The organism is Pseudomonas sp. H1_A03 (assembly GCF_054685145.1).
Genome location: NZ_CP162829.1, coordinates 3,482,461 through 3,503,896 on the forward strand (window position 1 = coordinate 3,482,461; position 21,436 = coordinate 3,503,896).

The 21,436-nt window shown below is 61.9% G+C and carries 21 protein-coding genes and 1 pseudogene; 12 read left to right on the forward strand and 10 right to left on the reverse strand.

The features are described from left to right. Positions 1-65 precede the first annotated feature (65 nt). From AB4O35_RS16125 to AB4O35_RS16135, 3 genes are all read right to left on the reverse strand, one after another. A complete protein-coding gene (locus AB4O35_RS16125) occupies positions 66-1,142 on the reverse strand; it encodes an aldo/keto reductase (protein ID WP_065945909.1) in 1,077 nt (358 codons plus the stop codon). A gap of 270 nt (positions 1,143-1,412) precedes the next feature. Then, complete coding sequence (locus AB4O35_RS16130; RefSeq protein WP_065945910.1) at positions 1,413-2,486, reverse strand: L-idonate 5-dehydrogenase; 1,074 nt, start codon at positions 2,484-2,486, stop codon at positions 1,413-1,415. 14 nt (positions 2,487-2,500) lie between these two features. Beyond that, positions 2,501-3,274: a glucose 1-dehydrogenase gene (locus tag AB4O35_RS16135; protein WP_065875940.1), complete on the reverse strand. Its 774-nt coding sequence runs from the start codon at positions 3,272-3,274 to the stop codon at positions 2,501-2,503. Positions 3,275-3,422: 148 nt separating this feature from the next. Between AB4O35_RS16135 and AB4O35_RS16140 the strand changes: the two genes are divergently transcribed. The 6 genes from AB4O35_RS16140 to AB4O35_RS16165 all read left to right on the forward strand — a co-directional run bounded on the left by AB4O35_RS16140 (position 3,423) and on the right by AB4O35_RS16165 (position 8,577). Then, positions 3,423-4,295: a LysR family transcriptional regulator gene (locus AB4O35_RS16140; RefSeq protein ID WP_065876018.1), complete on the forward strand. Its 873-nt coding sequence runs from the start codon at positions 3,423-3,425 to the stop codon at positions 4,293-4,295. Between the two features lie 104 nt (positions 4,296-4,399). After that, positions 4,400-5,020, forward strand: coding sequence for a glutathione S-transferase family protein (locus tag AB4O35_RS16145; protein WP_065945911.1), 621 nt, complete (start codon positions 4,400-4,402; stop codon positions 5,018-5,020). Positions 5,021-5,038: 18 nt separating this feature from the next. Next, positions 5,039-5,959, forward strand: a complete 921-nt coding sequence (locus AB4O35_RS16150; protein WP_065880931.1) for a LysR family transcriptional regulator — start codon at positions 5,039-5,041, stop codon at positions 5,957-5,959. Next, positions 5,959-6,843 carry a LysR family transcriptional regulator gene (locus tag AB4O35_RS16155; protein ID WP_065880932.1) on the forward strand — a complete coding sequence of 295 codons (885 nt, stop codon included), beginning with the start codon at positions 5,959-5,961 and terminating at the stop codon, positions 6,841-6,843. The genes AB4O35_RS16150 and AB4O35_RS16155 overlap by 1 nt, the downstream gene beginning before the upstream one ends. Positions 6,844-6,922: 79 nt before the next feature. Beyond that, positions 6,923-7,855: a pyridoxamine 5'-phosphate oxidase family protein gene (locus AB4O35_RS16160; RefSeq protein ID WP_065945912.1), complete on the forward strand. Its 933-nt coding sequence runs from the start codon at positions 6,923-6,925 to the stop codon at positions 7,853-7,855. A 317-nt stretch (positions 7,856-8,172) separates the two neighbouring features. Next, positions 8,173-8,577 carry a RidA family protein gene (locus tag AB4O35_RS16165; RefSeq protein ID WP_065875946.1) on the forward strand — a complete coding sequence of 135 codons (405 nt, stop codon included), beginning with the start codon at positions 8,173-8,175 and terminating at the stop codon, positions 8,575-8,577. 41 nt (positions 8,578-8,618) lie between these two features. Here the strand turns inward: AB4O35_RS16165 and AB4O35_RS16170 are convergent, their stop codons facing one another. Next, positions 8,619-10,106 (reverse strand): aldehyde dehydrogenase family protein, encoded by a 1,488-nt coding sequence (locus AB4O35_RS16170; protein ID WP_065875947.1) that lies wholly within the window; start codon positions 10,104-10,106, stop codon positions 8,619-8,621. Between the two features lie 232 nt (positions 10,107-10,338). Here AB4O35_RS16170 and AB4O35_RS16175 point away from each other — a divergent pair, with 232 nt between their 5' ends. Then, positions 10,339-11,508 carry a p-hydroxyphenylacetate 3-hydroxylase oxygenase component gene (locus tag AB4O35_RS16175; protein WP_065875948.1) on the forward strand — a complete coding sequence of 390 codons (1,170 nt, stop codon included), beginning with the start codon at positions 10,339-10,341 and terminating at the stop codon, positions 11,506-11,508. A 57-nt stretch (positions 11,509-11,565) separates the two neighbouring features. Further along, positions 11,566-12,045, forward strand: a pseudogene (locus AB4O35_RS16180) (flavin reductase family protein); the annotation flags it as partial. A 32-nt stretch (positions 12,046-12,077) separates the two neighbouring features. On the opposite strand, the gene AB4O35_RS16185 reads toward AB4O35_RS16180, so the two are convergent. Then, positions 12,078-13,400, reverse strand: a complete 1,323-nt coding sequence (locus AB4O35_RS16185; RefSeq protein ID WP_065875950.1) for an alginate export family protein — start codon at positions 13,398-13,400, stop codon at positions 12,078-12,080. A gap of 217 nt (positions 13,401-13,617) precedes the next feature. Between AB4O35_RS16185 and AB4O35_RS16190 the strand changes: the two genes are divergently transcribed. From AB4O35_RS16190 to feaR, 3 genes are all read left to right on the forward strand, one after another. After that, positions 13,618-15,117 carry an APC family permease gene (locus AB4O35_RS16190; protein WP_065945913.1) on the forward strand — a complete coding sequence of 500 codons (1,500 nt, stop codon included), beginning with the start codon at positions 13,618-13,620 and terminating at the stop codon, positions 15,115-15,117. Next, on the forward strand, positions 15,083-15,646 hold the full coding sequence (locus AB4O35_RS16195; RefSeq protein WP_065945914.1) for a DUF3156 family protein: 564 nt from the start codon (positions 15,083-15,085) through the stop codon (positions 15,644-15,646). The genes AB4O35_RS16190 and AB4O35_RS16195 overlap by 35 nt, the downstream gene beginning before the upstream one ends. A 113-nt stretch (positions 15,647-15,759) precedes the next feature. Beyond that, positions 15,760-16,701, forward strand: coding sequence for a transcriptional regulator FeaR (feaR, locus tag AB4O35_RS16200; protein ID WP_065875953.1), 942 nt, complete (start codon positions 15,760-15,762; stop codon positions 16,699-16,701). An 18-nt stretch (positions 16,702-16,719) separates the two neighbouring features. On the opposite strand, the gene AB4O35_RS16205 is transcribed toward feaR, so the two are convergent. Genes AB4O35_RS16205 through AB4O35_RS16225 form a run of 5 tightly spaced genes read right to left on the reverse strand, consistent with a single transcriptional unit; the run spans position 16,720 to position 20,789 of the window. Further along, positions 16,720-17,475 (reverse strand): SDR family oxidoreductase, encoded by a 756-nt coding sequence (locus AB4O35_RS16205; protein ID WP_065875954.1) that lies wholly within the window; start codon positions 17,473-17,475, stop codon positions 16,720-16,722. Beyond that, positions 17,465-18,268: an SDR family NAD(P)-dependent oxidoreductase gene (locus AB4O35_RS16210; protein WP_065875955.1), complete on the reverse strand. Its 804-nt coding sequence runs from the start codon at positions 18,266-18,268 to the stop codon at positions 17,465-17,467. Before AB4O35_RS16210 ends, AB4O35_RS16205 begins: the two co-directional genes overlap by 11 nt. Beyond that, the gene (locus AB4O35_RS16215) at positions 18,261-19,082 is read right to left on the reverse strand and encodes a molybdenum cofactor biosynthesis F family protein (RefSeq protein ID WP_065880937.1); all 822 of its coding nucleotides are present in this window, start codon (positions 19,080-19,082) and stop codon (positions 18,261-18,263) included. Before AB4O35_RS16215 ends, AB4O35_RS16210 begins: the two co-directional genes overlap by 8 nt. Positions 19,083-19,094: 12 nt before the next feature. After that, positions 19,095-19,460, reverse strand: a complete 366-nt coding sequence (locus tag AB4O35_RS16220; RefSeq protein WP_065875957.1) for a cupin domain-containing protein — start codon at positions 19,458-19,460, stop codon at positions 19,095-19,097. Positions 19,461-19,490: 30 nt separating this feature from the next. After that, positions 19,491-20,789: an NAD(P)/FAD-dependent oxidoreductase gene (locus tag AB4O35_RS16225; protein ID WP_065880938.1), complete on the reverse strand. Its 1,299-nt coding sequence runs from the start codon at positions 20,787-20,789 to the stop codon at positions 19,491-19,493. A 207-nt stretch (positions 20,790-20,996) separates the two neighbouring features. Here AB4O35_RS16225 and hpaR point away from each other — a divergent pair, with 207 nt between their 5' ends. Next, complete coding sequence (gene hpaR / locus AB4O35_RS16230) at positions 20,997-21,425, forward strand: homoprotocatechuate degradation operon regulator HpaR (RefSeq protein WP_065875959.1); 429 nt, start codon at positions 20,997-20,999, stop codon at positions 21,423-21,425. Positions 21,426-21,436 lie beyond the last annotated feature (11 nt).

Sequence of the window (21,436 nt, forward strand, 5' to 3'; positions counted from 1 at the left end):
GGTTAACAGTGTGGGAGCAAGCCCGCTCCCACAGTTTTTGCTCTGCGGTGTGTCACATGCCCGCGCTACTTGTCGGTGCGCGCATCCAGGGTCTTCTGATGCTCCGCCAGAAACGGCTGTTCCGCCGGATCAAAGCGGTCGATCCCGGCGGTAAAACGATGCCAGTACGGGTACAACGGCTGGCGACGCGTCACGACCTCGATGCGCAAAGACTGCTCTTCGGTGAGTTTCAGTTCAGTCGCCGCAAGGTTGTCACGCAGGTGCTCTTCGGTGCGCGCGCCGACAATCAGCGAGGTGATCCCCGGTCGATCCTTGAGCCATGCCAGGCACGTGCGGGCAACCGAGACGCCGTGTTCATCACCGACAGCCGCGAGGGTTTCAATAATGTCCAGGGCGCGCTCCTGGTCGTGCACATAAGGTTCCGGCCAATCGCTGCCCTGACGGGTGTTGGCAGGCGGTTTTTGCCCGCGACGGGTGGAACCGGTCAGCAAACCCTCGCCCATCGGGCCCCATACCAGGGTGCCCACCGACTGATCCAGCGCCAGTGGCAGCAACTCATACTCGGCTTCGCGGGATTCCGGGGTGTAGTAGATCTGCTGGGTGATGGGCTTGAGCATGCCGTGCAGCTCGGCCTTGCCCAGGGTTTTCATCATCTGCCAGGCGGTGAAGTTGCTGGTGCCGAAGTAGCGGATTTTGCCCGAGCCCACCAGCAACCGCAGCGCTTCGAGGGTTTCCTCGATGGGCGTCATACCATCCCAATTGTGCAATTGGTAAAGGTCGATATGGTCGGTACCCAAGCGTTTTAAACTGGCCTCGCACGCACGGATCAAGTGATAGCGCGAGGAACCGGAGTTGTTCGGGTTCTTGTCCACGGGGCTGCGGCCCTTAGTGGCCAGGAGGATGTCGTGGCGCTTGTCGCCCAGGGCTTTACCGACCACTTTTTCGGCCAGCCCGTGGGAGTAGAGATCGGCGGTGTCGACCATGTTCACACCCGCATCGAACGCGATATCGAACATGCGCTTGGCCTGGGGCACGTCCACCGATCCGCATTTTTCAAACTCTGCGCGACCGCCAAAAGGCACGGTGCCCAGGATGATTTCGGACACCAGCAGGCCGGAATGGCCCAGTTGTCGGTATTGCATGTTGCCTCCTACTGAACGTTGCACGTGAAGGTGTGAACGACGTGGATGGCGATAGTTTGAATTTTTTCATGAAAAAATCGTGCGTCTGCATCTGTGGTGTTGGCTGGAATTCGGTCTTGGCTACGGGCGCAATTTCAGCAGCGACGAAGATCAAATGTGGGAGCTGTCGAGCCCCAGCGAGGCTGCGAAGGCGGCAGTACTGCCAGCATGTTCGTCGCCTGACACTCCGCTTTCGCAGCCTCGCTAAAGCTCGACAGCTCCCACAGGGGATCAGTGTTGTTGGGAGGCCTGCATTCCTGGATCAGGCACGCCGAAATCCAACACCACCTTCATCGCCTGCGTCTTGTCCGCTGCCAGTTCAAACGCCTGCGCCGCCTGCTCAAATGGCACCGTATGGGATATCACGGGGCGCACGTCGATGATCCGGCGGTTGAGCAAGTCCACCGCCTGGGCGAATTCCGAGTGGAAGCGGAAGGTGCCGCGCAGGTCGATCTCGCGGCTCACCAGCAGATTGAGCGGCAGCGACACGTCGCCGCCCAAGCCCACGGTGACCAGCACGCCTCGCGGCGCGATGCATTCCAGGCCGTTGCGCAGGGCCTGGGCGCTGCCGGAGACTTCGAACATGACGTCGAAATAGCCTTTTTCAGTGGTGTAGCGTTTGAGCGCATCAACACCGCTGGCGAGGTTGTGGGTGCGCGTGGCACCCATTTTTTCAGCGCAGGCGAGGGCGCTGGTGGACAGGTCTACGGCGACAATTTCAGCGGCTCCAGCAGCGCGCAGGCTACCGATCAACAGGTTGCCGATGGGACCGCAGCCGGTCACCAGCACGCGCTTGCCGAACACCGCGCCGGCCCGTTGGATCGCGTGCAAACCCACCGACAAGGGTTCGGCCAACGCACCTTCGGCCAGGCTGACATCATCGGCCAGCAGATGGGCTTGGTGGGTCTCGATCACCAGGCTTTGGCGAAACGCGCCCTGGATATGCGGGAAAGGCATGGCGCTGCCGTAGAAGCGCATGTTCAGGCAATGGTTGGGCAAACCCTGATGACAGTAACGGCAACCGCCGCAGGGGCGCGACGGGGACACCGCCACGCGTTGCCCTACCTTGAACAACCCGGCATCGCTGCCCACCGCGTCGATCACCGCCGACACTTCATGGCCGAGCACCATCGGCTCGCGCAGACGCACGGTGCCGAAGCCGCCGTGCTGGTAGTAGTGCAAATCGGAGCCGCAGATACCGCCCCGGGCGATGCGTACCCGCAGTTGGGCGGGGGCGAGGGTCTGTGGTTCGTCCAGGCGGTCGACTCGCAAGTCTTTCGAGGCATGGCAGACAATGGCGTGCATACAATTCTCCAGGGTTACAGCGACGCGGTGATGCCACCGTCGACGTAAAGAATATGACCGTTGACGAAGCTGGCGGCGTCACTGGCGAGGAATACGGCGGCGCCGGCCAGCTCGTCCACCTCACCCCAGCGGCGGCTGGGTGTGCGTTGCACCAGCCAGTCGCTGAATTCCGGATTGGCGACCAGATTGGCGTTCAGATCGGTCTTGAAATACCCAGGTCCGATCCCGTTGACCGTCAGCCCATGGGGGCCCCAATCGATGGCCATGCCCTTGGTAAGCATTTTCAGCGCGCCCTTGCTCGCCGCGTACGGCGCAATACCCGGGCGGCCCAACTCACTTTGCACCGAGCAGATATTAATGATGCGCCCACGCTTGCGCGGGATCATCGCCCGCGCCACGGCCTGGCCGACCAAAAAGGCGCTGTCGAGGTTGGTGCTGATCAGTTCGCGCCAGTGCTGCTCGCTGTAGTCTTCCAACGGCCCACGGCGTTGCATGCCGGCGTTGTTCACCAGGATATCCAGCGGGCCGAGGCGTTCTTCGATGTTCGCTACGGCGGCCTGGATGGCCGCGCTGTCGGTCACATCAAACGCCTGTGTGTGCACGTCGAGGCCTTCCAGCGTCAACAGTGCGGCGGTGTCGCGCAAGGTACTGCGGTTGCGCCCGTTGAGCACCACCCGCGCACCGGCCTGGGCCAGGCCGCGGGCGATCGCCAGGCCGATACCGGCGCTGGAGCCAGTGACCAGCGCAAGCCGGCCATCCAGGCGAAAGTGGTCTAAAACGTTGTGCATGGGGCCGTTGCTCCTGGCGCGCTCATTGTTATAAGCAAAGTCCGATGATGTCCTGCTTGGTTGGCCTAAGTTCACTCCGGTACAGGCAGTGGGTCCAATGTTCATTTATGATCGGGTGATCAACATCTGTGATAACCGGGGAGGCCTGATGGAGCTAAAGCACTTGCGCGCCTTTGTGGTGCTCGCCCAGGAGCTGCATTTCGGCAGGGCAGCGGCGCAGCTGTCGATTGTGCAACCGGCGTTGAGCATGCAGATCAAATTGCTGGAAAGTGGCCTGGGCGTACGCCTGCTGGATCGCAATCGCCATTCGGTGACCCTGACCGATGCGGGTCGCGTGTTTCTGCCTGAGGCCCAGGCCACTTTGCATCAGGCGGCGCGTGCAGCGGATGCGGCGCGGGCGTCCAATCGCGGCGAAATCGGCCGGGTGCGCCTGGGGTTTGTGTCGTCGGTGCTGCCGCAGCTGTTGCCGGAATTGATTCGCACGGTGCACCAGCGATACCCGCGTATCGAGCTGGAGCTCAAGGACATGCCCGGGCCCGACCAGGCTGCCGCGCTGAAGAACGGCCTGCTGGACTTCGGCCTGATGCGCCTGCCCGCCAGTCACCCCGGCGTACAGACCCGTGCGGTGTTGCACGAGCATTTCTGTGTGGCGTTGCCGATGGATCATCCCTTGGCATTGAAAACGTCGATCCACCCCACCGATCTGCTCCGGGTGCCGGTGTACATTCTCGCGCGACGCTATGCGCCGGGTTTCTACGACGAATTTATCCAAGCCGTGGGCATGCCCCTGGAGATCGCTTCTGAGCTGGGCGAATTTACCACCATGCTCGCGCTGGTCTCCGCGGGGCTGGGTGTTGGGGTGCTGCCGCAGCAGGCGGCACGGGCGCTGCCGTCCAATTGCGTGTCGCGGCATATGGAGCTGGGCGCCTTTCAGGCCACTACGGGTTTGGCTTGGACCGAGCTGGACAGCGCGGTGAAGACCACCTTGTTCAACCTGATCGTGGAATTGTCCGGCGAGTGATTGTTTCGCCAGATGAAATGCTGGATTGTAAATCCTGGTGATTCCAACGCTCGGGGCAGGGGTAGAACATGCAGAGCGTCGACCCCATTCTTCTGGAGCTTCTCATGATCAAACTCTACGGTTTCCCGTTGTCCGGCCACTCCCACCGGGTCGAGCTGATGCTGTCCCTGCTGGGGCTGCCCACCGACTACATCCTCGTGGACCTCAAGCAAGGCGCCCACAAAGCCCCCGACTTTATTGCCAAGGTCAACAGCTTCGGCCAAGTGCCAGCGATTGATGACAACGGCACTGTGTTGGCCGATTCCAACGCAATCCTGGTCTACCTGGCGACCCAATACGGCAACGGAAAATGGCTGCCGAGTGACCCCCGGGGGCAGGCCCGCGTGCAGCGTTGGCTTTCGGCCGCCGCCGGTCAACTTCACGCCGGGCCCGCCACCGCACGCCTGGCCCTGGTGTTTGGTGCCGAGGTCGACACTGTCACTGCCATTACCAAATCCCACGCTTTGCTGAAATTGATCGAAGCGCAACTGAGCCAAAGCCGATTCCTGGCCAGTGAGCAACCGACCATTGCCGATATCGCCTTCTACACCTACGTGTCCCACGCGCCGGAAGGCAATGTATCGCTGGCCGACTACCCTCATGTGCGTGCGTGGCTCGCCAGCATCGAGGCGTTGCCGGGCTTTGTCGGCATGCCGCGCACGGCGGTAGGTTTGCAGTCACAGTAACGTTCAAGAGGGCCACCGATGGATCGATTTCATGAAATGCAGGTGTTCCTGGCGGTGGCCGAGGAGGAGGGCTTTGCCGCCGCCGCGCGCCGCCTGAAAACCTCACCCCCGAGCGTGACCCGGGCCATCGCCGCGATGGAGGCGCGCATCGGCACTCAACTGCTGGCGCGCACCACCCGCAGCCTGCACCTGACTGAAGCCGGCCAGGGTTACCTGGAAGATTGTCGGCGCATCCTGGCGGAACTCAATGAAGCCGAGGAAGCGGCGGCGGGCAGTTATTCCATCCCTTGTGGCCACCTGACGGTGACCGCGCCGGTGCTATTTGGCGAGCTGTATGTGGCGCCGGTGCTGGGGGAGTACCTCGACCGGTTTCCCTTGGTCAACATCAACGCCTTGCTGGTCGACCGCGTGGTCAACATGACCGACGAAGGCGTCGATGTGGCGGTGCGTATTGGCGATCTGCACGAGCCGGGGCAACAGGCGATCAAGGTCGGCGAAGTGCGTCGGGTGGTGTGTGCAGCGCCGGCCTATCTCGACCGGCACGGGCGGCCCCGGCATCCGACGCACTTGCGTGAGGCCAAGATTGCCACGTCGTCGTCCAGCCAATTGGTGAGCGAGTGGAATTTTGTCGACGCGGATCAGCCGCTGACGGTGCCTATTGAGCCGCGCCTGGTCGTCTCGGCGAACAATGCCGCGATCAACCTGGCGAGGCTGGGCTGGGGCATGACGCGGGTGCTGTCCTATCAAGTCGCAGCCTCGGTGGCCGCCGGGGAGCTGGAAATTGTTCTGGAAGCCTTCGAACCGGCCCCCTTGCCCATCCAGGTGGTGTTCCAGAAAAGCGGCCGCGTGCCTGCCAAGATCAACACCTTTGTCGACTTTCTCAGCCATCGCCTGAGCCAGGACGCCGCCCTGAACCCGGCGATGAAACGGCGCAGCTGATGGAGCGTTATCGCGATATGCAACTGTTCGCCGCGCTGGCCGGACAACCGAGCCTGGCCTCGGCAGCGCGGGATGCGCAGGTGTCGGGGCCGACCCTGGTGCGGGCGATTGCACGCCTGGAAGCGCGTTTGCGCGTGCCGTTGCTTGAGCGCAGTACGCGCGGCGTTAGCCTGACCGACGCCGGCAGCGCCTACCTGGCCGACTGCGTGCGCCTGATCACCGCCGTGGACGCCGCCGAAGCGTCAGCCAAAGGGTTGCATGTGCAGGCCGAGGGCAATCTGCGGGTGTTTTTGCCATTCCTGTTCAGCCGCTATGTGATGGCGCCGGTGTTGGCCGACTACATGGACCGCTACCCTGAGGTGCGCGTCGTCGCTCATTACCATGACTATTACCCGAACCTGCATGAAGAGGGACTGGATGTGGCGATCCTCGTCGGCGAACTGCCCAGCTCATCGTTGATTGCACGGCCGGTGGGGCGGGTGCGGCATATCCTTTGCGCCAGTCCCGATTACCTTGTGGCCCACGGCGAACCCCTGCACCCGGATGACCTCAAGCAACATCGGCTGATTGCCAGCGCCGCTCAGGTGTATTGGGATTTCCATGGCTATCAGCTCAAGACCCGCGCGCGCCTGAGCTGCGCCACGGTGCAGGGCACGATCAATGCGGCCGTGCATGGGGCGGGGCTGATTCGCTGCCTGAGCTATCCGGTTCACGAGCATCTGCTCAAGGGTCACCTGCGGCAGGTGTTGCCGGGCTACGAACCGCCGCCGCTGCCCGTGCACGTGGTGTATCGCGAAGGCCGCAATGCACCGATGCGTGTGCGCAGTTTTGTCGATCACTGCGTGACAGCGCTGCGCGAGCATCCAGCCTTTCAGCTGGCGTAATAGTGGATTGCCCGGCGTGGTTATTCCCTCGGTGGCTGGCAGGGCGCAGCATCGAGGTATCCAACATGAGGTGCTCGCCATGAACCTGATCGAACAAAGTCCCTGGCATGCTGGCGAACGGCAGATGCAAGCTGCGGTTGGCGTGGCCGAACGCATGGCCGTGATCGGGCCCAAGGTGATTCGTGATCACCTGCCGGAGCAGCATCGGGATTTCTATCCCTTGTTGCCTTACCTGATGCTGGGCGCGGTGGACGAGCAGGGCATTCCCTGGGCGACGATGGTGGAAGGGGCGCCGGGCTTTGCCCACTCGCCAGACCCACAGACCTTGCAGATCGACAGCCTGCCGTCTGCGGGCGATCCGGCCCGCAACGCCTTGCTCAACGGCGCGTCGGTGGGCGTGCTGGGCATCGACCTCAACACCCGCCGTCGCAACCGCATGAATGGGCGAATCAGCAGGCTCGATCACGAGGGTTTTTCGGTCGACGTGGTGCACACCTTCGGCAATTGCCCCAAGTACATCCAACGGCGGCCGGTCGATTCCATCGCGCGCAAGCCCGGCACGCAGGTGGAACGCTTCAATGACCTGGACGACGCGGCACACACGATGATCCGCGACGCCGACACGTTTTTCGTCGCCAGCTACGTGGACCTGGACGGCCAACGCTCGGTGGACGTCTCCCATCGCGGTGGTAACACCGGGTTTGTGCGGGTTGAAGGCAACGTACTGACCATCCCCGACTTCGCCGGCAACCTGTTCTTCAACACCCTGGGCAACTTGCAGAGGAACCCGGTGGCGGGGTTGCTGTTTTTCGATTTTGCCTCGGGTGATGTGTTGCAGGTTGCCGGGCGGACCTCGCTGATCCTCGACGGCCCGCAAGTGGCCTTGTTTGAAGGCGCCCAGCGCTTGTGGACAGTGACCGTCGAACACGTGGTCCGCCGCCCGGCGGCGTTGGCGCTGAGGTGGCAGTTCGTGGAATTTTCGCCGTTCAGTCTGGCGATGGGGAATTGGTAGGCTGTTTCGTGCCGTAGGGCGCATTGGGAAGCAACGGGTTGGTCATCTCGATGATTGCCCATCGGCGCGCCGCCCCTGTAGTGAGCGGGCTTGCCCCGCGCTGGGTGGCGAAGCCGCCCCAAACAGACCGCTGCAGTGCGTCAGGCGAATTGAGGGCGACTGGTTTTAGGGCGGCTTCGCCCCCCAGCGCGGGGCAAGCCCGCTCACTACAATCGGCGCCCGGGCACGATGGTTGAAATGTTGCCAGATGTTGAATCACCAGATTGCGTTAACCCAGTGCGTTAGCCTTGTTTTCCCACCGACAACAAGGACTCGTCATGCTGCGAAAAGTCATCAATCCCACAACCGTGTTCAACTCCCTGCAATACGGCTTCAGCCAGGCCCTCGAAGTGCCGGAAGGCCGGCGCATCCTGCTTTCCGGCCAGGTGGGCGTGGATGCCCAGGAACGTAGTGTCGGCCCTGGCATCGCTGAGCAGACCGCGACCGCCCTCGACAATATTGAAAAGGTTCTGGCCGAGGTCGGCGGTGATCTATCCCATGTGGTGATATTGCGGCTGTATATCGTCGAGTCCGCCCGTGATCAGCAGGAGCCGATTGCCCAAGCGCTGCGTGAGCGCTTCCCGCACAACCCACCGCCGTCTTCGTGGATCATCGTCAGTGGGTTGTCATTGCCGGAATGGTTGATCGAGATCGAGGCTGAGGCTGTGATTCCTTTCAGTTAAGCGATCACTCTTTTGAGCACACGAGGCTCAAAGGTGGGAGCTCAATACCGAATCATCACCGATTTAAGCTCGGTGTAATCCTCGATAAACGCACTGCCAAATTCTCGCCCAACCCCCGAAGACCGACTGCCCCCAAACGGCACCGCTGGGTCGAGCAAGGTGTGCATGTTCACCCACACGGTGCCGGCATGGATGGCCGGCACCATGCGCAGGGCTTTGCCGAGGTCGTTGGTCCACAGGCTGGCGCTGAGACCGTAAGGGCCGTTGTTCATCAGTGCGAGCAGTTCTTCTTCGCTGTCGTAGGGCAGGAAGGTGGCGATGGGGCCGAAGGTTTCTTCGTTGAGCAGGGTGTCGTTGATGCTGTTGGCAAGGATCACCGTGGGCTCGACGTAGCAGCCGGGGCGGTCGATGAGGGTACCGCCGTGGATGATCGTGTTGTTTTCGGCGCGGGCCTGGGTGAAGTAGCCGAGCAGTTTGAGTTGGTGCTGATGGTGGGTGACCGGGCCGAATTCGGTGTGTTCGTCCAGCGGCGAGCCGATGTTCAGGCGACTGAGGCGAAGTTTGAGTTTCTCCAGCACTGCGTCAATCTGTGAGCGGTGCACGAAGAAGCGTTCGGCCGCTGCGCAGATTTGCCCGGAGTGCAAAAAGCCCGCTTCGATAATGCCGTCCACCGCCTTGTCCACGTCCACGTCGCGCAGGAAACCCGCGGCGTTCTTGCCGCCCAGTTCCAGCGTTGCGCGGGTCAGGCCGGCGCCCATGGCGCTGCGGCCGACGGCGATGCCGGTGGGCACGGAACCGGTGAACGACACTTTGTGAGTGCCGGGGTGTTCCACCAGGCCTTTGCCGACATGGCCGCCACCGGTGAGCACGTTGAGCACGCCGGCCGGCAACCCGGCTTCGATGGCCAGCTCGGCAATGCGCAGGAGAGTCAGCGGGGTGAATTCGCTGGGCTTGATGATGATGCTGCAGCCAGTCACCAACGCCGAGGCGAGTTTCCAGATGGCGATCATGGTGGAAAAATTCCACGGCACGATGCCCACCACCACGCCCACCGGTTCGCGCAGAGTGAACGCGGTGTAGCGCTCGCCGTTGAACGAGGGCAGCGAAGGGGTAAGGGTCTGGCCGCTGAGCTTGGTCGCCCAGCCCGCGTAATACCGCAGGAAATGCGCGGCCTGGTCGACTTCGAAGGCGCGGGAAATCTGGATGATCTTGCCCGACTGGCAGGTCTCGATCTGCGCCAGTTCTTCGCGGTTGCGTTCCAGCAGGTCGGCGAGTTTGAGCAGCACATTGCCCCGCGTCGCCGGAGCGGCTTGCGACCAGCGCTGAAAGCCCCGGTTGGCAGAATCCACTGCCGCATCGATGTCCGCCAGGTCCGCATCGGCCACTTGGGCGATCACCTGCCCCGTCGCCGGGTTGGTCACGGCGAGGGTCTGGCTGGAATGGCTGCGCACGGTGACGCCATCGATAAACAGCCCATGGGGTCGACGCAGGAAAGCTTCGACTTGAGGCAGCAGCGGGATATCACTCATGGCAGGTTCCTGGCAGTTCTGAGAAAACCCGAGGGTAACCAACGGTGGGCAGGGTCGCTTGACTGTGCCTGCCGCACGCTATGTCTGTGCCTGCCACCCTATGAAAAGTACAATCTTGCCTGCGGAACGTGCATTTCCCATCCGCGTGTCCCATTTGATACTCGCCCTGCATCAGGCGCCGCTCCTCAAACCGGAGCGCCTGCCGGACTCCCAATAATAAGCAGGGCCCTCCATGAAAAAGCCAAACCCGCTGCTCGAAGACCTCAAGCCTCTCTTGCCGACCATCGCCGCGAATGCCACGCGGGCCGAACAGATGCGCCAGGTGCCGGATGAAAATATCGCCTTGCTCAGAAGCATCGGCCTGCACCGCGCGTTTCAACCCAAGGCGTTTGGTGGCCTGGAACTGTCGCTGCCCGAGTTCGCCGACTGCATTGCTTCTCTCGCCGGCAGTTGCGCCAGCACTGCCTGGGCCATGAGCTTGTTGTGCACCCACAGCCACCAACTGGCCCTGTTTTCGGCAGAACTGCAGCAGGAAATCTGGGGCGAAAACCCGGATGCCACCGCCAGCAGCAGCATCGCGCCGTTCGGGCGCGTGGTAGAGGGCGAGGGGGGTGTGTATTTCAGCGGCGAAATGGGCTGGAGCAGCGGCTGTGACCATGGTGAATGGGCGATTGTCGGCTGCCGTCGGCAGAACGCCGAAGGCACCCAGGATTATTGTTTTGCCGTGCTGCCTCGCAGCGACTACCAGATCCGTGATGACTGGTTCGCCGCCGGTATGAAAGGCAGTGGCACCAAGACCCTGATCATCGACAACGCCTGGGTGCCCGAGCACCGTATCCAGAAAGCCAAGGACATGATGGAAGGCAGGTCCGCAGGCTTTGGCCTTTACCCCGACAGCCAGATTTTCTACGCGCCGTACCGGCCGTATTTCGCCAGTGGTTTTTCCACCGTCAGCCTTGGCGTGGCCGAACGCATGTTGGAGGTGTTCCGCGAAAAAACCAAAACTCGCGTGCGCGCCTACACCGGTGCCGCCGTCGGTGCTGCAACACCGGCATTGATGCGTCTGGCCGAATCCACCCACCAGGTGGCCGCCGCCCGCGCGTTTCTGGAAAAAACCTGGCAGGACCACGCCGAACACAGCGCCGCGCACCGTTACCCGAGCCGCGAAACCCTGGCGTTCTGGCGCACCAACCAGGCTTACGCGACCAAAATGTGCATCGAGGCTGTGGACCGGTTGTTCGCCGCAGCTGGCGGTAATGCCTGGTTTGAACACAACGAAATGCAGCGCCTGTTCCGTGATTCCCATATGACAGGCGCCCATGCCTACACCGACTACGACGTCTGCGCTCAGATCCTCGGCCGTGAGCTGATGGGCCTGGAGCCGGACCCAAGCATGGTGTGACACGTTCTTCCTCAACAACAATCAGGGCGCCCGTTCGAGGACGCCTGGGAGTCTTGCATGTCTGACAGCAGCGTTTTCGACCCACGGGCGTTTCGCCGTGCCTTGGGTAACTTCGCCACCGGGGTGACCGTGGTCACCGCCGCCACCGCGTCCGGGCGCAAGGTGGGCGTGACCGCCAACAGTTTCAACTCGGTGTCCCTCGACCCGCCGCTGGTGCTGTGGAGCATCGACAAACGCTCCAACAGCCACGAAGTATTCGAGGAGGCCAGCCACTTTGCGGTGAACGTGCTGGCGGCAGACCAGGTGCACCTGTCCAACAACTTTGCGCGCCCGCGTGAGGACCGCTTTGCCCTGGTCGAATATGAACCGGGGGAGGGTGGCTCACCGGTGTTCGCCGATTGCTCGGCGCGGTTTCATTGTGAGAAATACCAGCAGCTGGACGGTGGTGATCATTGGATCATGATCGGCAAGGTGGTGGCCTTTGATGACTTCGGCCGGGCGCCACTGCTCTACCATCAAGGGGCGTATGCCGAGGTCCAGGCGCTGCGTCCGTGCGCGCCCGAGACGATTCAGAACGGCACGGCGACCACTAACTGACTGTAGACGTTAGTGCCGTTGCCACCGACCTGGTTGCCACCGGTCTCTGCATCCTTATTCGGTTTGTAGAGGCCGAGCAGCGGCGTGATGATCAGGTGCTCGTTCACCGCCCACTCGACGTACAGGTCCAGCTCGCGGCCATCCAGGTTCAGTTGGCCACGGGTGCTGACGGTGTTGTAGTCGAAAAACAGCGCACCGAGGGTGACGTTCTCCAGCGGCTTGACCTTGAACGCCACGTGTTGCACCGCTGTATTGGTGTTGTACGGGCCGGAGTAATTGCCCGTCACTTCACCCTGCACCCAGGTGCCGTAGCCACGGTTGAAGCCGGCGAACATCGCGTCCCAGTTTTTTGAATAGCGCGCGTAACGGTAGGTCAGGTCCGGTGACCAGGGAAGGTCGGCGAAGGTGTAGCCGGCTTCGGCGTAGCCGGCGTTTTCCTGGCTGTCACGGCGGTCCTGGCGAGCCAGTTCAAACGCGAAATGCGCGTTGTCGATCCCTGCGTTACCCGCACCGCGCAGGCTGTAGAGGTTCATGCCTTTGCGCTGGCGTTGTACGTCACTGGCGAAGCGTTCATCCACATCGACCCCGTGAAGATAGGTCAGCCCCAGGGTGCCCGGCGCGGCGCTGTATTCCAGGGTGCCGACGGCCATTTCGGTCATGGCCTGGGCGGGGTTGTCAGATTTGATCCACATCAGGCTGCCGTGCACGCCATCCTTGCCCCCCAGGCGGACCACGGCGGTCTTGTCGAAGGCATGGCGTGCGGCGATGTAATAGGCGCCGCCACGGTTGAATTCACCGTCTCCCACGCCCTTGCCCAGGTTGGGCCCGTCATCGTTGACGATAAAACCGTCGCCCAGCGTGATGACCTGCCGGCCAAACGACAGGTCCACGCCATCCTTGCCCAGCACCGGGAACAGGTCGCCGGAGCGCCAGCCGGCAAAGGCTTCGTCAAACTTGGTGGTGCGCTCCTTGCCCGTGGTGACCCCAGACGCATCACCATCGCCCCAAGTCCCGGAACTCACCAGGTTGGCCGTGCCGTACACACCGCCAAAGGTGCCCAGGATTTGCTCCACGCTCAGGCCGTACTTGATAAAGGCCTCGCGCCAGGTGGAACCACCGCTGCGTCCATCGTAGTTCTTCGGGCTGTTGAACATCCCGTACACGGAGAGGAAGTTGCCGGTGACCTTAGTGTCTGCGTCGGCATACAACTCGACTGCCTGGACCTGGCCCACCAGCAGGGCAACGCCCAGGCCGACCGCCTGGCGCAGGCGACGATTTTTCAGTGTGTGCTCCATTGTTATTGTCCCCAGCTTGGTTAAGAGTGAGGGCGTATTAGGGCGAGCACTGGGGGCCCAAGTCTTTTCTCTGCGTGCCAGGGAATTGACCGAGGCCGCCAAGCTTTACACGATGGCAGGGAGCAACAAAACCGGCGGCAGACAGGGGCAAGACGACTAACTCGAGTGGGGCGCAGAGTACTGACACATTAAAAAAACCGTCTTCGAGGACCCCCCCATGTCGATCAACGACCGACTCACCGCGCACCTCAACCGTGGCACGGTAGGTTTCCCCACCGCGTTGGCCAGCACCATTGGCCTGATCATGGCCAGTCCGGTCATTCTCACCGCCACCATGGGCTTTGGCATCGGTGGCAGCGCGTTTGCCCTGGCGATGTTGATTGCTGTCGTGATGATGCTGGCCCAAGCGACCACTTTCGCCGAGGCCGCGTCGATCCTGCCTACCACTGGCTCGGTGTACGACTACATCAACTGCGGCATGGGGCGGTTTTTCGCGATTACCGGCACCCTATCGGCCTACCTGATCGTGCATGTATTTGCCGGAACCGCCGAAACTATCCTGGCCGGGGTCATGGCCCTGGTGAACTTCGAACACCTCAATACCCTGGCTGAATCCGCTGGCGGCTCGTGGCTGCTCGGCGTGGGTTTTGTAATCGTATTCGGTGTGCTGAATGCGTTTGGCGTCAGTGCGTTCGGCCGCGCGGAAATCATCCTCACCTTTGGCATGTGGACCACCCTGATGGTGTTTGGCGTGCTGGGCTTGATCGCCGCGCCCGCCGTGCAGTTGGACGGCTGGTTCGGTGAGTCGCTGGTGGGCACCGACCTGATCACCGTGTTGTCGTTGGTGGGCATGGCAATGTTCATGTTTGTCGGCTGCGAATTTGTCACGCCACTGGCGCCGGACCTGCGCCAATCGGCCAAGGTGATGCCGCGTGCAATGATGCTGGGGCTGCTGGGCGTGGCCACGTGCATGTTCATCTACGGTGCGGCGATGAAACGCCAGGTGGAAAACGTGCTGCTTGACGCCGCTTCGGGTGTGCACTTGCTGGACACGCCCATGGCCATCCCCAAGTTCGCCGAGCAGGTGATGGGGCATATCGGCCCGCTGTGGCTGGGCATTGGTTTTCTATTTGCCGGTGCGGCCACTATCAATACCTTGATGGCGGGCGTGCCGCGCATTCTGTACGGCATGGCCGTGGACGGCGCGCTGCCCAAGGTGTTCACCTACCTGCACCCGCGCTTCAAGACGCCGCTGCTGTGCATCCTGGTGGCGATGCTGATTCCGTGCCTGCACGCGCTGTACCTGGGCGGCAACACTGACAACATCATGCACCTGGTGCTGGCGGCGGTGTGTGCGTGGAGTTTCGCCTACCTGCTGGTGACGATCTCGGTGGTGAGCCTGCGTATTCGTCGGCCGGATTTGCCACGGGCCTACCGTTCGCCGTGGTTTCCGCTACCACAGATCGTCTCGAGCATCGGCATCCTCCTGGGCATGTGGTTTATCACGCCCCCGGGCATGAACCCGGCAGACATCTATGTGCCGTTTGGCGTGATGTTGGGCGGCACGGCAGTGTATGCGTTGTTCTGGACCCTGGTGGTGCAGAAGGTCAGCCCCTTCAAGCCGGCCTCCGTGGAGGAGGTGTTGGCAAGGGAATTCAGCAACTATCCGGAGCAGGCCGACCATGTCTACAGCGACTTTGCGGCAAAAACTGTTTGAGCTGTTTCGCGCTGATCGTGCCCCGGCGGGCTATCGACCGGGCGTGACCCTGGAGCGTTTGCGGCGCAACCTCGGGCTGGAAAAGCTGGAAGTGGAGGGCATGCCGTTTGAGATTGTCGAGCGCACCGAGTCGCAGTTGTTGATGCATGTGGTGATGACCGAATTTGTGCTGCACGTACCTGCTCTCGCAGGAAGCACAGGTAGCTTCGAGGTGCACCATGGCGGCGCGATTCGCCGCCATGGCATTCGTGTGCGCCGCCGTTGCGGCAACCAGGCGTTGGGCCATGAATTGCACGCGCGCATCCTGGCAGACGACGCGCTATTCCAGGCGCTGATGCCGCTGGACTTCAAGCGCCTGCGCATCGAGCTGCAAGGCCAGCAATGGTGCGTGCGGCTAGAGCACATGGGCGGTAGCGAGGTGGTCAATCGCCTGCCGGCCTTTCGGCGTTACATTGCCCTGAGCCCTATGCAGCGCAGCCATTTGCTTGCGACGCTGGCGGGCTTGAAACGGGTGTTGTCAGACCTCTGATTGGCATCATTAGTGCTTCTGTAAAGGGCAAACAGGTTGTTGTTGCGTGCATATAGATAACATGTTAACTATTGCACCAGAACAACAAAAAGAAGCCATTGCGGAGACACCCCATGAGCATCCCACAGCATGCGCACGACGGGCTGGACACTTGGAACCGCGAGCTACGCGCCGCGTGCGGTCACTTCGATACGGAACTGGCGTTCAACCGCTCGCTGTTTATCGGCGAGATCAGAGACTTGCCGCGCGGCGTGGCCCTCCTGCGCACCAATGCCGGGCTGATCAAACGCCCGGCGCACCACGCCGACCACGATAACGACCAGGACTGTTTCCTGGTGAGCCAGCGCAGCGGTTACTCGCAAATCGTGCAGAACGGCCAGACGCTGCAACTGGCCCCCGGCGAAATGTTGTTGATGGACTCTGTGGGTTCCATCGAAATCACACCCTTCGGCCTGATCGAGCACGCCTCGTTGTCACTGTCGCGCCTGCAGGTGTGCAAGCACCTGGGCGGCGACGCACGGGCTTTCGGCAAGATATCCTCGACCAAAGCCTGCGGGCGTATGTTGCATGTGCTGATGGATCAGCTGTGCAAGGACGACACCGAAGACGGCGCGGGGGAAGTGGAGGCGCTGCAAACGGCCTTCGTTTCGTTGCTGGGTTCGGCCCTGGAACAGGGAGATGAGTGCCGCGAAGGCATGGCGTCGTTGCAGGGCAACAACCTGCGCAGCTATGTGCAGAAGATTATTGATGAATCGCTGAGTCAGCCTGGGCTTAGCCCGATCGGCCTGGCCAATCGGCTGAATATTTCAGTGCGGCACCTGTATCGCTTGTTCGAAGAGCAGGACGACAGCGTCTGCCGCTATATCCAGCGGGCGCGGCTCAAACGCAGTGCGGATGACTTGACCAACCCGTTCCTGCGCAGCGAGTCGATCACCTCGATTGCCTACAAATGGGGCTTTACCGATTCGGCGCATTTCAGCCGTTCGTTCAAGAAGCAATTCGAGGTGTCGCCCAAGGATTTCCGCTCCAGCCGGATGCAGGCGGTCGGTGCGTAGCCACATTTGAATCGATTTTCAGACTTCTGGCAGGGTGGACCCACCGTCCACCACCAGGGTCTGCCCGGTGATGTAGCTGGCCAGGTCAGATGCCAGGAACAACATGGCTCCGGCGATATCCACCGCCGCGCCCAAACGACCCAGGGGCACACGGCTGGCGATCGTGTCATTCAGCGCGGCGTCACCCAGGTTGCCCATCGCCGGGGTTGCGATCATGCCCGGCTCCACACCATTCACCCGCACATTCAACGCTGCCAGTTCCAAAGCCGCATTGCGGATAAAGCCATTGACCCCGGCCTTGGACGCTGCGTAATGGCTGAGCCCCGGATAACCGACCCGGTTGCCGGTCACCGAAGACGTCACCAGCACGCAACCCCGACCCTGTTCGCGAAACGTCGGCAATGCAGCCTGGGTCAGCCAGAACAACGCCGACAGGTTGACCGCCAACGTGCGCTGCAGGATCTGCGGGGTGATGTCTTCAAACGCCGTCAGCGGAAAATACCCGGCGTTGTGCACCAGGATATCCAGTTGTGGCAGCCCTTGAACGCAGTCAAAAATAGCCTGTGCCTCTGCCAGATCGACACCCACGGCTTCAACCCAATACCCCTGCGCCGATAGCGCTGCGGCCACGTCCTGGGCCTGCGCCAGCAGACGGTCGGCGATCACCACCCGTGCGCCACGCTGGGCAAACGCCTCGACGATGCCCCGGCCGATGCCCTGGGCGCCGCCGGTAACAAGCACCACTTGCCCGCTGAAATCCAGATCATTCGGCATACGTGGGCTCCAGGCGCGTGAAAGCCAATGTTGGCACATCGACGATGCTTGAACCGCCGTCCGCCACCAGCGTTGCTCCGGTAATGATCGATGCCTCACTGGAGGCCAGGAATCGACAGACCTTGGCGATCTCTTCGGCACGCGCGGCACGGCGCAGCGGCACATCGGCACAGACCCGCGCATAGGCCTGCTGCAACGTGTCGCCATAAGCGTCCATCAGCGGCTGCATCTCCGCATCGGCCATGGGTGTGTGCACCCAGCCCGGGCAGACCGTGTTTACCCGCACGCCGCGCGGCCCGAAATCCCGCGCGAGCGAGCGATTAAGCCCGAGCAACGCATGCTTGGCCGTGGTGTAGCTGCACACCTCAGGGCCCGCCGCGAGGGAGGCGATGGAGCCGATCAACACGATATTCCCGGCGCTTTCCTGCAAAAGCGGCAGGCAAGCACGGGCACTGTAGAACGCGCTGTCCAGATTGCTGCGCAGCGCGCCTTCCCACGTGGCCGGGCTGGTCTGGGTTGCGCTGCCCAGGCCATGGCCGCCGGCACAGGCCAGCAGCACATCGAGGCGCCCGTAATGCTCGTGGATCTGGCGGATAAACCCGTCCCACGTAGTCGGACAGGCGGCGTCACCCACCAAAATCAGCCCGCCGGTGTCCCGCGCCACCTGCTCCAGTGGCTCACGCCGCCGGCCGATCAGCACCAGACGCGCGCCTTCCTGCGCATACAGCCGAGCACACGCGGCACCGATGCCCGTGCCGGCCCCGGTGATCACCACCGTGCGCGGCTCAGTCACGGGGGTATTCCGTGCGGTTGAGTACCTGGCAGTACGAGCTGATCGGGAAGTTTGACAGCGCGTCAAAGGACGCCCCCGCATAACCGAAGATCTTGCCGTCACTGCGGTGTTGTTGCAGGTCGATCAGCACCAAACCGAGCGTGGGCACGATCTTCTCCTGCCACACGAACAGGTACAGCTGCTCGGCGATTTTGTAGTAATGGCAGCGGTCGGTGTCGCACAAGCCTTGCTCCACACCCTTCAAGCATTGCCAGGCGTAGAAGCGTTCGTTGAGATAGATGTGTTCGTAGACTTCGCTGGGGCTGTAACGGTATAGGTTGCGCAGGCCGATCAGTTCATCGGTCGGTGCATGCAGGCAATGGCCGTCCTGCCATGGGCGGTCGAGGCTGCCATGCAGGAAGTCGACTTCTACCGAGGTCAGCGGTTTACCGGCGAGGGCGCGGTGGTAGAGGCCTTCGTGGGTCTCAGCCTGATCCGGCAGACGGCCGATCACGGCGGTGAATGAGGCGTGCGCGGTGTCCAGCACCAGGCTGATCGACCAGCTGTGCCCGGCCTCATGCTTGACGAAGTCGACCAGGTACAGGCCTGGGCGAATCGAGGTGGCACGGTACGCCGCGCTGCCGCTGGAGTGGCCATCCGCGGCGTGCCAGGCCAGGCGGTCCTGCTCGAAACGATGCTCGATCTGCCAGCCATTGGCGAAGTGCAGGGTGAAGGCCTGGCCTGCCAGCTCGGCGAGGTTGGGCAGGATGAACGCTTCTGGGGCAAAACCGTCGGCGAGGGCGCCCACGGTGATCCAATCGGACGAACTCGTCATGGCAATGCCTCCTTACACGACGGCGAAGTAGTGTTTGACGAAGCTTTCGCTGACCACTTCCCACAGCACCGGCGTGCCTTTGGTCACGAACCAGCTGTCACCGGCCTTGTAGCGCGTGGTTTTGCCTGTGGATTCGTCGGTCAGCAGCACTTCACCGGTGACCACGGTGGCCTGTTCGGCGAACGGGTAGACCATGCGGAATTTGCCTTGGGTGGTGCCGAAGTAGGCGCTGCTGACGGCATCGGTGGGTGCGCCAAAGGTCATCTTGCCGAAAGCGCGGACTTCACCTTCGAGAATCTCGGAACCGAGGTCGGCCACGGTGCCCCAGGCGTCGAGTTCCGACAGCTGGGTATTGTGCTTGAGGGTGGTAAGGGTCATGGCAGTTGCTCCTGATGAGAAAAAATGGGGTTAACGGCGCCCGTTCCAGTAACCGGATAGTTGGTGCCAGGATTTACCCGCCGTCAGCAGCAAGGGGCGGATCGCGTCCTTGCCGATGATGGACGGGCGATGAATAGAGCTGATCAGGTCATAGCGCGCCGAGCCTTCGCTCATGCCCTCGGCCAAAACCTTGCAGATGATGTGGCTGGGGGTCACGCCGAAGCCCGAATAACCCTGCACGAAAAATGCATTGCTGCGCCCCGGCAGGGTGCCGATCTGCGGGAACAGGTTGGGGCTGCACGCCATGGGGCCGCCCCAGGCCAGGTCGATTTTCACGTCCTTGAGGTAGGGGAAGATCTTCAGCATGAGGTGGCGGTTCCAGGCTTTCAGGTCGCCGGGAATATGCTCCACCAGCGGCGTAGCAGCGCCGAACAACAGGCGGTTCTCGTTGGTGACGCGGTAGTAATCGATCACTGGGCGAATATCGCTGTAGGCGCCGCGAATCGGGCTGATGCGCTGGATAAGCTCCTCGGACAACGGCTCGGTCATCATCTGGAACGCGTAGGTGTTGATGGTTGAGCGGTGCAGCTCCGGCTCCAGCTTGTTTAGGAAGCTGTCGCAGGCCCACAGCAACTTGCTGGCGCGTACCGAGCCACGGCCGGTGCGCACGGTGATGCGCTCGCCGTAGCTGACTTCCAGCGCCGGGCTGTTCTCGAAAATCCGCACGCCATGGCTGGCCAACGCAGTGGCTTCGCCCAATAGCAGGTTCAGCGAGTGCACATGCCCGCCGCCCATGTGCAGGAGGGCGCTGCTATAGGCTTTGGAGCCGATGATTTGCTGCACGTCGGAGCCGCCAAGAAAGCGGATCTCGTGCTGGCTGTTGACCGACTTGAAGTCCTTTTCCCAGGCGCGCAGGGTTTTCTCTTGGCGCGCATTGAAGCCCATATAGCCGTAGCCGTGGCAGAAGTCCGCGTCGATGTTGTACTTGGCGATGCGGTTCTTGATGATGTCGGCGCCCAGGTCGCTGATCTCGAACACCTGGCGCAGGCCGTCTTCGCCGACGTCTTTCTTGATTTTCTCAAGGTCATGGCCGATGCCCGCCATGATCTGGCCGCCGTTGCGGCCTGTGCCGCCAAAGCCCAGGTAGCGTGCTTCGAGCACGACGATATTGGTGATGCCCGTTTCCGCCAGTTCCAGGGCCGTGTTGATGCCGGAGAAACCGCCGCCGATCACCACGACGTCGGCGTCGATGTCCTGCTCCAGGGTGGGGAAGCTGAGGTTGTATTTCTTGGTGGCGGTGTAATACGTGGGGGTTTCGATGTTGATCATGGCGCAGCCTGAAAAGGTGAAGGAAGGCTCTAAAGCGGATGCCTCCATTAGGGGCCCTGACGGGATGGAAGTCTTGATCCTGCGTGCCCAGGCTTTTGATTCAGCGCGCCATGGGCGGTGCGATCAACAAGTTATAGCGCGCTCGCTGGCAGGGAATGCTAGAGTTTCGTTAAATTATTAACTAAATACGTCGTGACCCTGATTCCTATGCTCAAACCTCGCCAGTCCCTGACCTTGACCCTGCTGCAAGCCCGCGAAGCCGCGATGAGTTTCTTCCGCCCGTCCTTGAACGAACACGGCCTGACCGAGCAGCAATGGCGGATCATCCGCATCCTCGAGCAGCACGGTGAACTGGAGATTTACCAACTGGCGGAACTGGCGTGCATCCTCAAGCCGAGCATGACTGGCGTGCTGGTGCGCATGGAAACCGCCGGCATGGTGCATCGGCGCAAGGCCGAGCAGGACCAGCGCCGGGTGTTGGTGACGTTGGCCGATAAGGGCAAGGCGAGTTTCGAGTCGATGAGCCATTGCATGGAGGCCAACTACCAGCGGTTGCAGGAACAGTTGGGAGAAGAGAAGTTGCAGACGTTGCTGGGCCTGTTGGATGACCTGAAGAACATCAACCTCAAGCGCTGAATCAATGCATG

What these genes read in the sequence shown, in the direction of transcription:
- AB4O35_RS16125 (WP_065945909.1), bottom strand. Translation starts at nt 1,142, where the DNA reads ATGCAATACCGACAACTGGGCCATTCCGGCCTGCTGGTGTCCGAAATC.
- AB4O35_RS16130 (WP_065945910.1), bottom strand. Translation starts at nt 2,486, where the DNA reads ATGCACGCCATTGTCTGCCATGCCTCGAAAGACTTGCGAGTCGACCGC.
- AB4O35_RS16135 (WP_065875940.1), bottom strand. Translation starts at nt 3,274, where the DNA reads ATGCACAACGTTTTAGACCACTTTCGCCTGGATGGCCGGCTTGCGCTG.
- AB4O35_RS16140 (WP_065876018.1), top strand. Translation starts at nt 3,423, where the DNA reads ATGGAGCTAAAGCACTTGCGCGCCTTTGTGGTGCTCGCCCAGGAGCTG.
- AB4O35_RS16145 (WP_065945911.1), top strand. Translation starts at nt 4,400, where the DNA reads ATGATCAAACTCTACGGTTTCCCGTTGTCCGGCCACTCCCACCGGGTC.
- AB4O35_RS16150 (WP_065880931.1), top strand. Translation starts at nt 5,039, where the DNA reads ATGGATCGATTTCATGAAATGCAGGTGTTCCTGGCGGTGGCCGAGGAG.
- AB4O35_RS16155 (WP_065880932.1), top strand. Translation starts at nt 5,959, where the DNA reads ATGGAGCGTTATCGCGATATGCAACTGTTCGCCGCGCTGGCCGGACAA.
- AB4O35_RS16160 (WP_065945912.1), top strand. Translation starts at nt 6,923, where the DNA reads ATGAACCTGATCGAACAAAGTCCCTGGCATGCTGGCGAACGGCAGATG.
- AB4O35_RS16165 (WP_065875946.1), top strand. Translation starts at nt 8,173, where the DNA reads ATGCTGCGAAAAGTCATCAATCCCACAACCGTGTTCAACTCCCTGCAA.
- AB4O35_RS16170 (WP_065875947.1), bottom strand. Translation starts at nt 10,106, where the DNA reads ATGAGTGATATCCCGCTGCTGCCTCAAGTCGAAGCTTTCCTGCGTCGA.
- AB4O35_RS16175 (WP_065875948.1), top strand. Translation starts at nt 10,339, where the DNA reads ATGAAAAAGCCAAACCCGCTGCTCGAAGACCTCAAGCCTCTCTTGCCG.
- AB4O35_RS16185 (WP_065875950.1), bottom strand. Translation starts at nt 13,400, where the DNA reads ATGGAGCACACACTGAAAAATCGTCGCCTGCGCCAGGCGGTCGGCCTG.
- AB4O35_RS16190 (WP_065945913.1), top strand. Translation starts at nt 13,618, where the DNA reads ATGTCGATCAACGACCGACTCACCGCGCACCTCAACCGTGGCACGGTA.
- AB4O35_RS16195 (WP_065945914.1), top strand. Translation starts at nt 15,083, where the DNA reads ATGTCTACAGCGACTTTGCGGCAAAAACTGTTTGAGCTGTTTCGCGCT.
- feaR (WP_065875953.1), top strand. Translation starts at nt 15,760, where the DNA reads ATGAGCATCCCACAGCATGCGCACGACGGGCTGGACACTTGGAACCGC.
- AB4O35_RS16205 (WP_065875954.1), bottom strand. Translation starts at nt 17,475, where the DNA reads ATGCCGAATGATCTGGATTTCAGCGGGCAAGTGGTGCTTGTTACCGGC.
- AB4O35_RS16215 (WP_065880937.1), bottom strand. Translation starts at nt 19,082, where the DNA reads ATGACGAGTTCGTCCGATTGGATCACCGTGGGCGCCCTCGCCGACGGT.
- AB4O35_RS16220 (WP_065875957.1), bottom strand. Translation starts at nt 19,460, where the DNA reads ATGACCCTTACCACCCTCAAGCACAATACCCAGCTGTCGGAACTCGAC.
- AB4O35_RS16225 (WP_065880938.1), bottom strand. Translation starts at nt 20,789, where the DNA reads ATGATCAACATCGAAACCCCCACGTATTACACCGCCACCAAGAAATAC.
- hpaR (WP_065875959.1), top strand. Translation starts at nt 20,997, where the DNA reads ATGCTCAAACCTCGCCAGTCCCTGACCTTGACCCTGCTGCAAGCCCGC.